Annotated in this window: 12 protein-coding genes; 11 read left to right on the top strand and 1 reads right to left on the bottom strand. The window is 66.3% G+C overall.

Annotated elements, in window-relative coordinates; all coding sequences use genetic code 11:
* Positions 1-45: 45 nt before the first annotated feature.
* The 11 genes from ASC68_RS19760 to ASC68_RS19710 all read left to right on the top strand — a co-directional run bounded on the left by ASC68_RS19760 (position 46) and on the right by ASC68_RS19710 (position 15,183).
* Positions 46-1,734 carry a L,D-transpeptidase family protein gene (locus ASC68_RS19760; protein WP_055883030.1) on the top strand — a complete coding sequence of 563 codons (1,689 nt, stop codon included), beginning with the start codon at positions 46-48 and terminating at the stop codon, positions 1,732-1,734.
* A gap of 323 nt (positions 1,735-2,057) precedes the next feature.
* A complete protein-coding gene (locus ASC68_RS19755) occupies positions 2,058-3,641 on the top strand; it encodes a DUF882 domain-containing protein (protein WP_248310571.1) in 1,584 nt (527 codons plus the stop codon).
* 91 nt (positions 3,642-3,732) lie between these two features.
* Positions 3,733-5,655 carry a 1-deoxy-D-xylulose-5-phosphate synthase gene (gene dxs / locus ASC68_RS19750; protein ID WP_055883026.1) on the top strand — a complete coding sequence of 641 codons (1,923 nt, stop codon included), beginning with the start codon at positions 3,733-3,735 and terminating at the stop codon, positions 5,653-5,655.
* Between the two features lie 218 nt (positions 5,656-5,873).
* Complete coding sequence (locus ASC68_RS19745; RefSeq protein ID WP_055883024.1) at positions 5,874-7,367, top strand: ATP-binding protein; 1,494 nt, start codon at positions 5,874-5,876, stop codon at positions 7,365-7,367.
* 392 nt (positions 7,368-7,759) lie between these two features.
* Positions 7,760-9,349, top strand: coding sequence for a TIGR04028 family ABC transporter substrate-binding protein (locus ASC68_RS19740; protein WP_055883322.1), 1,590 nt, complete (start codon positions 7,760-7,762; stop codon positions 9,347-9,349).
* A 57-nt stretch (positions 9,350-9,406) separates the two neighbouring features.
* Positions 9,407-10,351 (top strand): ABC transporter permease, encoded by a 945-nt coding sequence (locus ASC68_RS19735; RefSeq protein ID WP_055883022.1) that lies wholly within the window; start codon positions 9,407-9,409, stop codon positions 10,349-10,351.
* Complete coding sequence (locus ASC68_RS19730; RefSeq protein WP_055883020.1) at positions 10,348-11,220, top strand: ABC transporter permease; 873 nt, start codon at positions 10,348-10,350, stop codon at positions 11,218-11,220. The genes ASC68_RS19735 and ASC68_RS19730 overlap by 4 nt, the downstream gene beginning before the upstream one ends.
* Entirely contained in the window at positions 11,217-12,842 is a 1,626-nt protein-coding gene (locus ASC68_RS19725) for an ABC transporter ATP-binding protein (RefSeq protein ID WP_055883019.1), read from the top strand. The genes ASC68_RS19730 and ASC68_RS19725 overlap by 4 nt, the downstream gene beginning before the upstream one ends.
* Positions 12,835-13,881: a putative FMN-dependent luciferase-like monooxygenase gene (locus ASC68_RS19720; RefSeq protein WP_055883017.1), complete on the top strand. Its 1,047-nt coding sequence runs from the start codon at positions 12,835-12,837 to the stop codon at positions 13,879-13,881. The genes ASC68_RS19725 and ASC68_RS19720 overlap by 8 nt, the downstream gene beginning before the upstream one ends.
* Positions 13,882-13,918: 37 nt before the next feature.
* Complete coding sequence (locus ASC68_RS19715) at positions 13,919-14,569, top strand: CMD domain protein (RefSeq protein WP_055883015.1); 651 nt, start codon at positions 13,919-13,921, stop codon at positions 14,567-14,569.
* Between the two features lie 8 nt (positions 14,570-14,577).
* Positions 14,578-15,183 (top strand): alkylhydroperoxidase domain protein, encoded by a 606-nt coding sequence (locus tag ASC68_RS19710; protein WP_055883014.1) that lies wholly within the window; start codon positions 14,578-14,580, stop codon positions 15,181-15,183.
* A 207-nt stretch (positions 15,184-15,390) separates the two neighbouring features.
* Here ASC68_RS19710 and ASC68_RS19705 read toward each other — a convergent pair whose 3' ends face one another.
* Positions 15,391-15,627 (bottom strand): hypothetical protein, encoded by a 237-nt coding sequence (locus ASC68_RS19705; protein WP_055883012.1) that lies wholly within the window; start codon positions 15,625-15,627, stop codon positions 15,391-15,393.
* Between the last annotated feature and the right edge of the window lie 52 nt (positions 15,628-15,679).

The raw sequence follows: 15,679 nt of genomic DNA, 5'->3' as shown, positions 1-15,679 counted from the left end.
TCACGCCGCCCCTTGCCAGCCCTCGAGCCGGGCACGGAGTACTTAATGACTATGCTGAAGGCCTTGTTGTTGGCTGGCACGGTGGCGCTCGCATCGCCATTTGCGATCTTCACGCAAGCAGCCTCTGCCCAGGAAACCGTCACGGTCGCCGGCATCGAAACCACGCGCATCGTGATCGCGCCGCCCAAGACCGAGCTGGCGCGGATCATCAAGGCCGGCCTCTCCACCGCCTATGCCGCGGCCGAGAAGGGCACCCGGACCTATCAGCAGACCCAGAAGCTCTATTTCTTCTATGGCGCCCGCCACTTCGAGCCGCTGTGGCTGAGCAAGGCGGATGATGGGTCGATTGCGTTCTCGCCCAATGCCGAGAAGATCATCCAGGTCTTCAAGGACTCCGAGCTCGAAGGCTTCCGTCCGTCCGACTACCTGACCGCCGACCTCGACGTTGCCGCCGCCGGCACCGATCCGATGAAGCTCGCTGCGCTCGAGACCGCCTTCTCCACAGCGGCGATCCGCTACGCGCAGGATGCCTTTGGCGGCCGCATCTCGCCGCTCGACGTCAACAAGACCTGGACCATCGCGCCCAAGCGCATCAACGAAGCCGAAATGCTGGTTAAGCTCGCCGACAGCAGCGAGCCGGACAAGCTGCTCCTGGCGTTGTCGCCGACCCAGCCGGAGTTCCGCGGGCTGAAGGCGGCGCTGGCCAAGTTCTACGACGGCGCCGTGATGGATGCGGCGATCACCATTCCCGAGGGCAAGCTGCTCAAGCCCGGCATGCAGGACGAGCGCGTCACGCTGCTGCGCCAGCGCCTCGATGTGCCCGAGCCCGATATCCCGGAGACGGCCGGCGCCGCGGTGACCGTCGACATCAATTATGACGAGCCGCTGGTCGCAGCAGTGCAGGCCTTCCAGGAGAGCCTCGGCCTCAATGGTGACGGCGTCATCGGGCCGGCGACCATCGCCGCGCTGAATGGCGGCTCGGCCACCACCAAGGAAGATATCGTCGCCAACATGGAGCGCTGGCGCTGGGAGCCGAACGACTACGGCGACTTCCAGGTGACGGTGAACATCCCCGAATTCCGCCTCTGGATCATGAACAAGGACGAGGTCCACTACACCACCCGCGTGGTGGTGGGCACGCCCAAGAACCAGACGGCGGTGTTCAACGACGAGATCGAGCATATCGTCGTCAACCCGTACTGGAACGTGCCGTCCTCGATCGCCACCAACGAGATCAAGCCGCATCTGATCGCCAATCCGGGCTATCTCGCCAGCCAGAACATGGAAATGCTGTCGGGCGGCAAGGTGGTCAACGCCTCGGCCATCGACTGGACGCAGACCAACATCAACCGCTTCCACATCCGGCAGAAGCCGGGCGCCGGCAATGCGCTGGGGCGGGTGAAGTTCCTGTTCCCCAACCAGCACGACATCTACCTGCACGATACGCCATCCAAGTCGTTGTTCTCGCGCTCGTTCCGCGCCTACAGCCACGGCTGCGTGCGCGTCGAGAACCCGATGGATTTCGCCGACGCGCTGTTGGCGCTCGAGCCCGAGATGAACGCCGGAACGCTGGAAGCGGCATTCGGCGACAAGGAGCGCTGGTTCAACCTCAAGACCAAGATCCCGGTTCACATCTCCTACTTCACCCTGCGCGTCGATGCCGACGGCACCATCCGCTCCTATGGCGACGTGTACGGCATGAACCAGCGGTTGAAAGAACTGCTGGCCGAATAGCAATCCGAGCGTTTCGGGACTAGAAACGAGGGCCGGTGCCACGGGGCGCCGGCCCTTCTGCTATGAAGTCGTGGCGGGTTGGCCGGCCAAGCGTTTACGACTGCTTAGGAATTCGGCCTTGGTTCAGCCGGATTTTCTGCCTAGAAACCCGCATGGTAGCCGCCTCACTTGGGTTACCAGGCGTTAGCGTTAATGTATTCTCATCGAACTGGCGCTAGGCTCAGTCGTCTATTGGGTTGCAACGGGTCGTTCGGGGCGTGTCGGGAAAACTGTTGGGGATATGGCGGGCTCTACCGCGGCTGTTTTTTGCCGCGACGATGGCGTTGACCGTCGTTCTGCCGCCGAGCGTCGTGCCGGTGAGCGCTGCCAATGGCGGCGGCGACCGGACGCTGTACCTGCACCACACCCATACCGGCCAGACCGGCAGCTTCACCTTCAAGCGCAACGGCCAGTATGACCAGAAGGTCTTGCGCGAGCTCAACATTTTCCTCGCCGACTGGCGCACCAAAGAACCCACGAAGATGGACCCAGCCCTCTTCGACCTGCTTTGGGAAGTGTACCAGGAAGTCGGCGGCCGCCAGCCCTACAACATCGTTTCGTCCTACCGTTCGCCCAAGACCAACAAGATGCTGGCATCCAGGTCGTCAGGCGTCGCCGACAACAGCCAGCACATGCGCGGCAAGGCGATGGACGTGTTCATCCCCGGGGTGAACCTCTCCAAGCTCCGCGAAACCGCGATGAAGCACCAGGTCGGCGGCGTCGGCTTCTACCCCACCTCGGGCAGCCCATTCGTCCACATGGATACCGGCAATGTCCGTGCCTGGCCGCGCATGACCCGCGCCCAGCTGAAAAAGGTCTTCCCCGACGGCAAGACCCTGCATCTGCCCACCGACGGCAAGCCGCTCTCCAACGAAGGGCGCGCCTATGCGCAGGCCCAGTGGTCCAAGTGCCGCACCGTGCCGTGCGATGGCGACGCCATCTTCGAGAGCGCCCCGGCCATCATGCTGGCCGACAATGCCGGTGAAGCAGCGCCGATCCCGGCGCTCCGTCCGCGCACCCTTGGCGGCGGCGCCACCATCATGCTGGCGTCTGCCGAAGAGCCGGCGCAGCGCGTCGTGCCGACCTTCGATGTGGTGGCGCCGGTGCCGGTATTCCGCCGCTCCGAAGACGGCATTAACGTTGCCGCCCTGCCGCCCGGCATCGACACCAAGGCCTTCGAAGCCGTCGGCGCGCCGATCCCGGCAACCAAATCCGCCCGCATCCAGCTCGCCACCCGCGCGCCGCTCGGCGGCGAAAGCGGCCAGACCGCCGTCGCGGCGCTCGCCGCGATCGACCAGCCGCTGCCCAAGCCGCGCGTCCTGATGTCGCCCAAGGTCGACGAGATGGTCACCGCCTATGTTGCGACCAGCCCCGATCCGGGCGCCGAACAGGCGCTGAAGATGATCATCGAGCGCGAGAACGCCGTGGTGCCGGAACTGCCGACCCGGGATCAGCTGCTGGGTTCGGGCAATGTCCAGACCGCCTCGCTCGGCGGCCCCGAGACCTTCTCGACGCTGAAGGGCATGTTCGACATGACCTTCAACTCGCTGACCGGCAATGCGGCTTCTGAGCCGATGCAGCAGGCCCTCGCCGACCTGGCGCTGAGCCGCCAGCCGAACCAGAGCATTGAGCTGCGCGCCATGGACCTGGTGGCGCCCGAGATCGACCATGTCAACGACACCCTGGTGCAGCCGGTGCCGATGACCACCGCGTTCTGGGCCGAGATGACCGAAGCCGAGGGTTACCTCGAAAAGGGTACCGAACTCGGCCCGCTCACCGGCCGCGTCGCCTTCCTTCCCGACAACGCCGCAATTCCCGCCTATGACCGTTTCGTGACGGATGGTTTGCAGCTCGTCGCAGAACGCTAAAAGGCCGCGCCCGCTGGGCGTTGCAATGCCGAACCCAAGCCTCTAAGTCTCTCAATGAGAGACCGGCCCGTTCCGGCGAAGGATCGGTATTTTGGACACGTCGCAGACCCCGCTGCTCGATCGCGTATCGGCACCAGCCGACCTGAAATCCCTGTCGCGCGATGAGCTGCGCCAAGTCGCCGATGAGCTCCGCGCCGAAGTGATCGATGCCGTGTCGGTGACTGGCGGGCACCTGGGCGCCGGGCTCGGTGTGGTCGAGCTGACCGTCGCCATCCACGCCACCTTCGATACCCCCCATGACCGCCTGATCTGGGACGTCGGGCACCAGGCCTACCCGCACAAGGTGCTGACCGGCCGCCGCGACCGCATCCGCACGCTGCGCCAGAAGGACGGCCTCAGTGGCTTCACTCGCCGCGCCGAGAGCCAATACGATCCGTTCGGCGCCGGCCATTCCTCCACCTCGATTTCCGCCGGTCTCGGCATGGCGGTGGCCTCCGAGCTGAAGGGCGAGAAGCGCAACGTCATCGCGGTGATCGGCGATGGCGCCATGTCGGCCGGCATGGCCTATGAGGCGATGAACAATGCCGGCGCCATGGACGCCCGGCTGATCGTCATCCTCAACGACAACGACATGTCGATCGCCCCGCCCACCGGGGCGATGCGCTCCTACCTCGCCAAGCTGGTTTCCGGCCCGTTCTATCGTGGCTTCCGCGACACCGCCAAGTCGATCACCGAGAAGATGCCCAAGCTCATCCACGAGACGGCGCGCAAGACCGAGGAGTTCGCTCGTTCGTTCTTCACCGGCGGCACGCTGTTCGAGGAACTCGGCTTCTTCTATGTCGGCCCGATCGACGGCCATAACCTCAATGACCTGCTCGACGTGCTGCAGAACGTGCGCGATGCCGAGTCCGGCCCGATCCTCATCCATGTGGTGACCAAGAAGGGCAAGGGTTACGGCCCGGCCGAGAACTCCGCCGACAAATATCACGGCGTCAACAAGTTCAACGTCATCACCGGCGCGCAGACCAAGCCGCAGTCGAACGCCCCGTCCTATACCTCGGTGTTCGCGCAGAGCCTGATCGAGGAGGCAAAGGCCGACGACCGCGTCGTCGCCGTGACCGCCGCCATGCCCAACGGCACCGGCCTCGACAAGTTCGCCGAGCTGTTCCCCAGCCGCATCTTCGATGTCGGCATTGCCGAGCAGCACGCCGTGACCTTCGCCGCCGGCATGGCGACCGAGGGGCTGAAGCCGTTCTGCGCCATCTACTCGACCTTCCTGCAGCGCGCCTATGACCAGGTGATCCACGATGTGGCGGTGCAGGGCCTGCCGGTCCGCTTCGCCATCGATCGCGCCGGTTATGTCGGCGCCGACGGCCCGACCCATGCCGGCAACTATGACGCCGCCTATCTCGGCGCCATCCCCGGCATGGTGGTGATGGCCGCCGGCGACGAGGCCGAGCTGCGCCACATGGTGGCGACCGCCGCCGCCTATGACGAGGGCCCGATCGCCTTCCGCTACCCGCGTGGCGATGGCCTCGGTGTCGAGTTGCCGCCGCGCGGCACGGTGCTCGAGATCGGCAAGGGCCGGATCCTCCGCGAAGGCAAGTCGGTGGCGCTGGTCAATTTCGGCACCCGGCTAGGCGAAGTCATCGCCGCGGGCGAGAAGCTCATGGCCTACGGGCTGAACCCGACCATTGCCGACATGCGGTTCCTGAAGCCTCTCGACGAGACCCTGCTCGCTCGCTTGGCCAAGGAGCACGAGGTCCTGATCACCATCGAGGAAGGCGGCATCGGCGGCTTCGGCAGCCACGTCGCGACCTTCCTCGCCAGCCACGGCCTGCTCGACGGCAAGCTGAAATTCCGGCCGCTGATGATCCCCGACGTCTTCACCGAACAGGCCGGGGTCAACGATATGTACGCCGCAGCCGGGCTCGACCGCGCCGGCATCGTCGCGACGACCCTCACCACGCTGGGCATCGACACGGCAGCCGTGCCGCGGACCACGAAGGCTTAGGCACAGCACGTCCGCCCCACCGGCCGCGGCGAACGCCGGGACCCAGTGCACCGGCTGGTCCACACGCAACGACCCATCCGACCTTGCCGTGAAGGACCGGCGCGTTCCGTGCTGACCCAACCGTCCGAGCAGTGGGTCCCGACTTTCGTCGGGATGACGGCCGGGGATTTGATGAGCATCGAGCCCTAGCACCCCCAAGAATCAGCTAACCACATCCCATGCAGGTCGCGATCGACATGGGTGTGGCGCAGGGTGGCGCCGAGGCTAAGCTCGATCTCGAGGAACTGTTGGCCACGCGCCTCCTGGTGCAGGGCAATTCCGGCTCCGGCAAATCCCACCTGCTGCGTCGCCTGCTCGAACAGAGCGCCCCCTGGGTGCAGCAATGCATCGTCGATCCCGAGGGCGACTTCGTTACCCTCGCCGACAAATACGGGCACCTGGTGGTCGACGCCTCGCGTTCGGAGAGCGAACTCACCACCATCGCTGCTCGCGTCCGCCAGCACCGCGTCTCGGTGGTGCTGAGCCTCGAAGGGCTGGATGTCGAGCAGCAGATGCGCTGCGCCGCCGCCTTCCTCGGAGGCCTGTTCGATGCCGATCGCGATTACTGGTACCCGATGCTGGTGGTGGTCGATGAAGCACAGCTCTTCGCCCCCGCCATCGCCGGCGAAGTCTCCGACGAAGCGCGCAAGCTATCGCTCGGCGCGATGACCAACCTGATGTGCCGCGGCCGCAAGCGTGGGCTTGCCGGGGTGATCGCCACGCAGCGGCTGGCCAAGCTCGCCAAGAACGTCGCCGCCGAAGCCTCGAACTTCCTGATGGGCCGCACCTTCCTCGATATCGACATGGCCCGCGCCGCCGACCTCCTCGGCATGGAGCGCCGGCAGGCCGAGATGTTCCGTGACCTGAACCGTGGCCATTTCATCGCCCTCGGGCCTGCCATGTCGCGCCGCCCGCTGCCGATGGTGATCGGTGCGGTGGAAACCTCGGCCCGCTCGTCGAGCCCCAAGCTGATGCCGATGCCGGATGCGTCGATCGACGCCAGGGACCTGATCTTCGCACCGGTTCCGGAAGCCGTGCGCCCGGTCCGCCGGCCGCCACCGCCGCCACCGCCCTCGACCAACGACCTGCTCGCCCAGCTGGTGCGCACCCAGGTACCGCAGCAGCCGCGTGCCGACGAGCCCCCGGTCGATATTGCCGAGCGCGACCGCGCCATCGACGACGTGGTCCGCGAACTGCTCGAGGATCGCGACGCGGCCTATCGCTCGGTCGCCGTGCTGTACCAGGATTTCCTCGTCCGCTGCCGCATCCGGCGCGTCCCCGGCGAAGCGCTGGCGCTGCCGGCCTTCCGGAGGAAGCTTGCCGTGGTTCGGGCCGGCGTTGCCGAAGAGACCGCGCAGTCCGAGACCTGGCAGACCGCGCTGTCGCTCTCCACCCAGCTCGCCGATGACGTACAGGGCGTCTTCCTGGTGCTGGCCCGCGCTGCGCTCGAGGGGCTGCCCTGCCCTTCCGATGCCGCGCTGGCCCGCGCCTATGGCACTCATTCCACCGGCCGCGCCCGACGCCTCCTCGCCTATTTCGAGGAACGCGGCCTCCTGGTGGTGCGCATGGACCTGCGCAACCAACGCATCGTCGCCTTCCCCGATCTCGGCACCGAAACCGCCCCGGGCAGCCCGGATGCGCCCGACTACGACGATCGGGCTGCGGCCGAGTAGTCGGCTGGGTTGCTTCGCTGGTGTGTTGAACGGCAGTTGCGGTGCGGGCTGACCCCCACCCCTGTCCCCTCCCCCTAAGAAAGGGGAGGGAGACCCTCACACCGATATCGAGGCAGTCGTCTCCTCCCCATGTTTAGGGGGAGGGGACAGGGGTGGGGGTCAGCCTGCACCAGCGCCAGCGGCCCTTTTCTCTGCTGCCCGCAAACCGTGTGATTCAAATCTCACCGGCTTTCGCCTATTTAGTCTATCATTCCCATAGGGATTATTGAGTGAAACGCCGATCGGGCTACGATCTGGGCATCTTCCGGGCATGCACCGGAACGCCAGTTTCGCACCGAAAGGATCGCATCGTGATATCAATCAAGCGCCGCACGCTCGGAGCGCTCGCCGCTCTGCTGCTCGCCGGCACCATCGTCGGCCCCAGCTTTGGCCAGGATACCCCGGTTCAGGGCGGCACCCTGATCTACCTCGAGCAGCAGGCCCACACCAACCTCTATCCCCCGGCGGGCGGCTTCTACCCGAACGGCGGTGTGCTCAACCAGATCACCGACAAGCTGACCTACCAGAACCCCCAGACGCTCGAGATCGAGCCGTGGCTGGCCGAGTCGTGGCAGGTCAACGACACCGCCACCGAGTACACTTTCAAGCTCCGCCCCGGCATCACCTTCTCTGACGGCACGCCGCTCGATGCCAAGACCGTGGCGCTTAACTACGACACCTTCGGCCTCGGCAATAAGGACCTGAAGTACCCGGTCTCGGAAGTCATCAACAACTACGACCACGCCGAGGTCATCGACGACCTGACCATCAAGTTCCACTTCAACAAGCCCTCGCCGGGCTTCCTGCAGGGCACCGCGGTGATCGGCTCGGGCATCGTTGCCGCCTCGACGCTGGCCCTGCCCTATGACGAACTGGGCGACGCCACCAAGATCATCGGCACCGGCCCCTTCGTGGTCGAGAGCGAGACGCTCGGCAAAGAGCTCAACCTCAAGGTGCGCGAGGACTACAACTGGGGCCCGGTGAAGTTCACCCACCAGGGCCGCGCCTATCTCGACGGCATCAAGTACATCATCACCCCCGAGGACAGCGTGCGCATCGGCGCGTTGCTCGCCGGCCAGGCCGACGCGATCCGCCAGATCCAGGCCTATGACGAGCCACAGGTGATCGACGCCGGCTTCCCGATCTACGCGCCGGGCACCCGCGGCCTCAACAACGCCATCAGCTTCCGTCCGGACAATCCGCTGGTCGCCGACCTGAAGGTCCGCCAGGCCCTGCTCAACGCCACCAACCGCAAGGAGATAGTCGACACCCTGTTCTCGGCGAACTACCCGCTCGCGACGTCGGTGCTCTCCTCGCAGGCCGCCGGCTATGTCGATCTCTCCGACAAGCTCGTCTACGACCAGGACAAGGCCAAAGCTCTGTTCGCCGAAGCCGGCTGGATCCCAGGCGCCGATGGCATCCTCGAAAAGGATGGCCAGAAGCTCGACCTGACGGTCTATGTTTCGCTGCCCCAGCCGCAGAACGAAGGCGTGCTGCAGCTGCTCGCCCAGCAGTGGGCCCAGGTCGGCGTCAAGCTCAACGTGCTCGCCGGTGACGCCGGCAGCCGTACCCTCGACCTGCTCGATCCGCTGAAGACCCCGGTGAACGTCACCATGGTTGGCCGCGCCGATCCGGACGTGATCAAGTCGGCCTATTACCCGAAGAACCGCGACTGGCTGCTGCAGAAGGGCGGCTCGTCCGACAAGACCAACTTCGTCGACGACAAGCTGAACGCGCTGCTCGAAGGCCTTGCCGCCGAGACCGATCGCGAGAAGCGCCTGGCCATCGCCGGCGACATTCAGCGTCACGTGCTCGATGAGGCCTACACCATCCCGTTCTTCGAGGAGCCGCAGGCTTTCGCCACCGCGCCCTACGTGAACGGGCTGGAGTTCGAGGCGGTTGGCCGCCCGAGCTTCTACAACACCTGGGTCGCTGCCCACTGACCTGATCCCGGCCCGGGCGCCGAGCCCGGGCCTCTCCTCTCTTTCTGGAGCGCCGCCATGTCGCGCTACATCATCGGCCGGATCGGACAGACCCTGCTCGTCCTGTGGATCGCCTTCACCGCCTCGTTCCTCTTACTGCAGGCGCTGCCCGGTGATGCGATCCTGATCAAGTTCCAGAACCCTGAACTGGGCCTCGGCCCGGAACAGATCGCCGCGCTCCGCGACGCCTATGGCGTCGATAGCCCGCTCTGGCAGCAATACCTGCAGGCTCTGGGCAATTTCCTCACCGGCAATTTCGGCTATTCCGTCGTCGGCAGCGTGCCGGTGGCGCATGAACTCCTGACCAACCTGCCGGCAACCGCGCGGCTCGCCAGCCTCGGCTTTACCCTCGCGGTGCTCATCGCGCTGGGCCTCGCCTTCCTTGCGACGCTCGCGCCCTTTGCCTGGCTCAGGACCGCCATCCAGTCGATCCCGTCGCTGTTCGTGTCGCTGCCGGTGTTCTGGCTCGGCATCATGCTGATCCAGATCTTCTCGTTCCGGCTCAAATGGATCTCGGTGATCAACCCCGGCGAGTTCGAAGGGCTGATCCTGCCGGTGATAACCCTCGCCATCCCGATCTCGGCGCCACTGGCGCAGATCCTCATCCGCAATATCGACGAGGTCTCGACCCAGCCCTTCGTCGCCGTGGCTCGCGCCAAAGGCGCCTCGCCCAGCTGGGTGCTGTGGCGCCATGTGGTGAAGAACGCCCTGCTGCCCACTCTGACCATTGCCGGCATCCTGTTCGGCGAACTGCTGGCCGGCGCGGTGATCACCGAGACGGTGTTCGGCCTCAACGGCATTGGCGGACTGACCGAGCGCTCGGTGCGCTTCCAGGATACCTCGGTGATCCAGGCGATCGTCGTGTTCTCCGCCCTCTGCTTCGTCGCGGTGAACCTCGCCGTCGACCTGCTCTACCCGGTTTTCGATCCCCGCCTCCGCCGCCTGAAGGGTGCCCCAGCATGACCAGCATCGGATCCACCGACATCCTCGTCAGTAAGCCGCGCAACGCCTCGGGTAACCCGCTGCTGCAGCGGTTGCGCGGCGTCTCGCCCAGCCTGGTGCTGGCCTGGGCCGTCATCGCCCTTGTAGTGCTGTTCGCCGTCGCGCCGTCGCTGTTCACCAGCTTCAACCCGGTGCAGGGCATACCGGCGGAAAAACTCAAGGCGCCGAGCCTCATCCACATCCTCGGGACCGACGCGCTGGGCCGCGATCTGTTCGCTCGCATCGTCTATGGCGCGGTGCACTCGCTGACCGGCGCCTTCGTCGCCGTGCTGGTCGGCCTTGTCGTCGGCACCACGCTCGGGCTGTTCGCCGGCGCGGTCGGCGGGCTGGTCGAGGAGGCGGTGATGCGCGTCGTCGACGTGCTGCTGTCGATCCCCGGCCTGTTGCTGATGCTCTCGATCATTATCCTCCTCGGTTTCGGCACCGTGAATGCCGCCATCGCCGTGGGCATCACCTCGGTCGCCGGCTTCGCCCGCCTGTCGCGCTCCGAAGTGGTGCGGGTGCGGCGCTCCGAATATGTCGAGGCCGCGTTCGGCAGCGGCGGCACCTTTCTTTCGGTGCTGTGGCGACATGTGCTGCCCAACTCGCTGACCTCGGTGCTGGCGCTCGCCGCATTGCAGTTCGGCGGCGCCATCCTCGCCATCTCGACGTTGGGCTTCCTCGGCTATGGCGCGCCGCCGCCGACGCCGGAATGGGGCCTCCTCATCGCCGAGGGACGCAACTACATCTCGACCGCCTGGTGGCTGACCACCGCCCCAGGCCTCGTCGTGGTACTGGTGGTGCTGTCGGCCAATCGCATCAGCCAGGCGCTGGGAAAGGTCGGACGATGAGCACTCCCCTCCTCTCGGTCGAGAACCTTTCGGTCGCCTACCAGGAAGCCGATCGCTATGCCCGCGTGACGCACGACGTGAGCTTCACTGTCGAGCCGGGCGAGGTCGTGGCGCTGGTCGGCGAATCCGGCTCGGGCAAGACCACCACCGCCCAGGCAGTAATCGGGCTCTTGCCCGAGAACGGCCGCATCGAGCATGGCGCCATCCGGCTCAACGGCGAGGATATCGCCCACTGGACCGGCAAGCGCTTCGACGCCATCCGCGGCCGCCAGATCAGCCTGATTCCGCAGGACCCCACCAGTTCGCTGAACCCGGTGAAGACCGTTGGTGCGCAGGTCGGCGAAATCCTCCGCATCCATGGCGAGCGCGACAGCAAGGCGATCGCCGCGCGGGCGATTGAACTCCTGGCCCGCGTCGGGCTGTCCGACCCCGAGCTCCGGGCCCGGCAATATCCGCACGAACTCTCCGGCGGCATGAAGCAGCGCGTGCTGATCGCCATCGCCATTGCGCTGAAGCCGCAGCTGATCATTGCCGACGAGCCGACCAGCGCGCTCGACGTCACCGTGCAGCGCCGCATCCTCGACCTGATCGACGAGTTGCGCCGCGACACCGGCACCGCCGTGCTGCTGGTCACCCACGATCTCGGGGTCGCCGCCGACCGGGCCGACCGCATCGTCGTGCTGCAGGGCGGCCGCATCCAGGAAGCCGGCGCGGCGCGCCAGCTGCTGGCGGCGCCGCAAAGCGCCTATGCCCGGCAGCTGCTCGCCGATGCGCCGTCGCTGTCGGCTGGTACCAGAGCTGCGAGGTCTCCTTACCCAGCGGCTGTCATCCCTGCGAGTGAGGATGCGATCCTGGTCGAAAACCTCGTCCACGACTTCCAGATCGATGGCAGGAAGAGCTTCCGGGCGGTCGACGACATCTCCTTCGCAGTGCGCCGTGGCACCACCCACGCCATTGTCGGCGAGTCCGGCTCGGGCAAGACCACCACAGTGCGCGACCTCGTCGGCTTCGGTCGCCCGACTTCCGGGCGGATCAGCATTGCCGGCACCGATATCGCCTCGCTGAAAGGCGATGCGCTGCGCCAGTTCCGCCAGAAGATCCAGCTGGTCTACCAGAACCCCTTCTCCTCGCTCGATCCGCGCCAGACGGTGTTTTCGATCGTCGAGGAACCCTTGCGCAATTTCGGCCGCCTCGATGCTGCGGCGCGAGCCGACAAGGTCAACGTGCTGCTGGAACGGGTCGGGCTGCCCGAAGCTTTGCGCCAGCGCCGGCCGCGCGCCCTCTCGGGCGGACAGCGGCAGCGTGTCGCCATCGCCCGAGCCCTGGTGCTCGACCCCGAGGTGGTGGTGCTCGACGAGGCGGTGTCGGCCCTCGACGTAACGGTGCAGGCGCAGATCCTGAAGCTGCTCGACGAGCTGCAGCGCGAGCGCGGCCTCACCTACCTCTTCGTCTCGCACGACCTCGCCGTGGTGCGGCAGATCTCCGACACCGTGTCGGTGCTGCAGAACGGCAGGCAGGTGGAAACCGGGCCGGTCGCCGAGGTCTTCCGCAACCCGCAAAGCCCCTACACGCGCGAACTGATCGACGCCATTCCCGGCCAACGGAGCCCCGCCAATGTCTGATCCAACACTCCCCAAGCGCCTCGGCTTCTTCACCCGGCTGCTCGACGACACCAGCGCGGGCGAGCGTTACCACAATGCCGCGACACAGATCGTCCACGCCGAGGCCAACGGCTTCGACAGCGCCTGGGTGGCGCAGCACCATTTCCACCGCGATGAGGGCGGGCTGCCCTCCCCACTGGTGTTCCTCTCCTATGTGGCGTCGCGCACCACCCGCATCCGGCTCGGCACCGGCATCATCACCCTGCCGCTCGAAAATGCCATCCGCGCCGCCGAGGATGCCGCAGTGCTCGACCTGTTGTCGGGCGGCCGGCTCGAGCTCGGCACCGGTTCGGGCGGCACCCCGGATTCGTTCACTGCCTTCGGCTATGACGTGAAGGACAAGGCCGCCATCTATGAGCGGCACCTCGCGACCTTCCGCACCGCGCTGTCGGGCTCGCCGATCGTCGGCGACGTCAAGCTCTACCCGGCGGCGCCGCACCTGCTCGAGCGCTTCTGGCAGGCGACCTTCTCGGTGGCTGGCGGTATCCGGGCCGGCAAGGCCGGCGACGGGCTGATGCTGTCGCGTACCCAGCCGCGTCCAGCCGAGAATCCCAAGGCAACGCTGCCCGACCTGCAGCACCCGATCATCGATGGCTATTTCTCGCACCTGCCGCGCGAGATCGCGCCGCGTATCGTCGCCTCGCGCACCCTGTTCGTCGCCGACAACCGCGAGGAAGCCCGCCGCTACGCCGCTTTTGGCCTGAAGAAGGCCGCCATCGGCCTCGCCAAGGGCGGCCACCGCTTCGAAAGCGACGATCTCGATGATCTGATTGCCGCCACCGACACGCATGTGGGGACCGTCGCCGACGTGCTGGAGAGCCTCCACCGCGACACCACGCTGCCGCGGGTCACCGACATCGTCTTCCAGGTGCATTCGGTCGATCCGCCGCACGAGCTGGTGCTCCGCTCGATCGAACTGATCGCCGAAAAGGTCGCCCCTTCCCTCGGCTGGTCCAAGGCCGACAAGCCGCATTCGCCACGCCTGAGCGTGGTCCGCTGACCAAACCAAAGACCAAGCTCTCGAAAGGAACATCTCTATGAGCGACAAGAGCAAGGACGTCATCGACCAGTTGGTGGGCGTGCTCCCCGGCAGCGCACTGGATGCGGTGCGCAATGGGCGCCCGACCGCCCGCGACAACGCGCAGAAGAGTTTTGAGGCGCTGTTCGCGCCGGCCGAACCGGGCACCGTTTTGCTCGAAGAGCGGTTCGCAGTCGCCTACTTCGTCGCCGCACTGCACAAGGACGAAGCGATCGCCGCATTCTACAAGGAGCAGCTGGGTCACCACGACCGCAACGGCCTGATCGGCGCCATCAGCGCTGAAATCCGTCGTGGCGAGACGGTTGGCCCCTATGGCCACTATCCCGCTGGTCCCCTCAGCGCCGAAGACAAGCCGGGCCTCGAATACCAGCCTGACGCGGCAAATCGCCAGGTGCTCGGGCGGCTCGGCGCGGCGCTGACCCACGCTCACTTCCTCGTTTTCCGGCCGCGCGAAGCGAGCCCGGACAAGCTGCAAAAGCTGCTCGATGCCGGCTGGTCGACCACCGATATCGTGACACTGAGCCAGCTGGTGGCGTTCCTCGCCTTCCAGATCCGCGTGGTGATCGGGCTCAGGGCCCTCGCCGCTTCGCAGCAGGCCGCGAGCGTTGCCTACGCCACCACCCCGATCAGCCCCGTCGCTGCAGCCTAAGGCCCGAAATGACCGATAAAGCCATCACCTACGACCTCGCCGACCGCCCGGTGGTCTTCACCCAGGAGCAGATCGGCTGGGCCCCGTGGCTGCAGCCGCTCGATGAGTCCGAGCTCACCGACCGGCACTGGGAGGGACTGACCGAGGCGTCGCGCGCCAAATCGCCCTATTTCATGCTGCTGGCCCGCGACCCGGATATCCTCGGCGCCCGCACCCGCACCGACAAGGATATTTTCTACAACCCGGATGCCGGCCTGCCCCGCGCCGAGCGCGAGCTCGCGGCCGCGGCAACCTCGCGCTCCAATGGCTGCATCTTCTGCGCCTCGGTGCATGCCCGTTTCGCCTCGACCTATTCGAAGCGCGGCGAGGATGTGCAGCGGCTGCTCGATGGTGGCGTGGAGGTCGATCTCGGCGACCGCTGGAATACCCTGGTCGCCGCCTCCGTCGCCCTGACCGAGACGCCCTCGGCCTTTCGCAGCGAGCAGATCGCCGACCTCAAGGAGGCCGGCCTCGACGACCTGGCGATCGCCGACCTGATCCAGAGCGCCGCGTTCTTCAACTGGGCCAACCGGCTGATGCTGTCGCTGGGCGAACCGACCCCGGCGGCTGGGTAGGCCTCAACGGCGGCGCGGGCTGACCCCCACCCCTGTCCCCTCCCCCTTCTTAGGGCAGGGCTATCGCATATGACGGCGCTGGGCACCTCTTGCCTTCTCCCCTTGTGGGAGAAGGCCATCCAACTACTGTCAGAGCCCCATATGCGATAGCCCTGCTTCTTAGGGGGAGGGGACAGGGGTGGGGGTCGGCCAACCACCGGTTGTGGGCTACTCGCCTTCGGCCGGAGCGCCCTGCTCTGCTGGCTCGTCGCCCGCCGGCGCGGCCGCCGGTTGCGGAGCGCTCGCCTGATGCTCCTCACCAAGCCGGCGCTCGATCGCGTCTTTGGCCCCTTTGGCGAATTCCTCGCTCGAATACGGACCCCACTCGACCTGCTGTCCGTCGAGATAGGCGTAGAAATACCATCGGCCGTCGCGCTTCTCCGGCCCAAACGTGCGCTGCGTCATAACTGCTCCTGAAAGCCCCGCAGCAAAACTTGCCGGCCGGCTTCTCGTTCCA

Source organism: Devosia sp. Root105 (assembly GCF_001424865.1).
In the GTDB taxonomy this organism is placed as follows: domain Bacteria; phylum Pseudomonadota; class Alphaproteobacteria; order Rhizobiales; family Devosiaceae; genus Devosia_A.
Note: the sequence above shows the minus strand (reverse complement) of the source record. Positions and strands in the feature narration are given on the sequence as shown.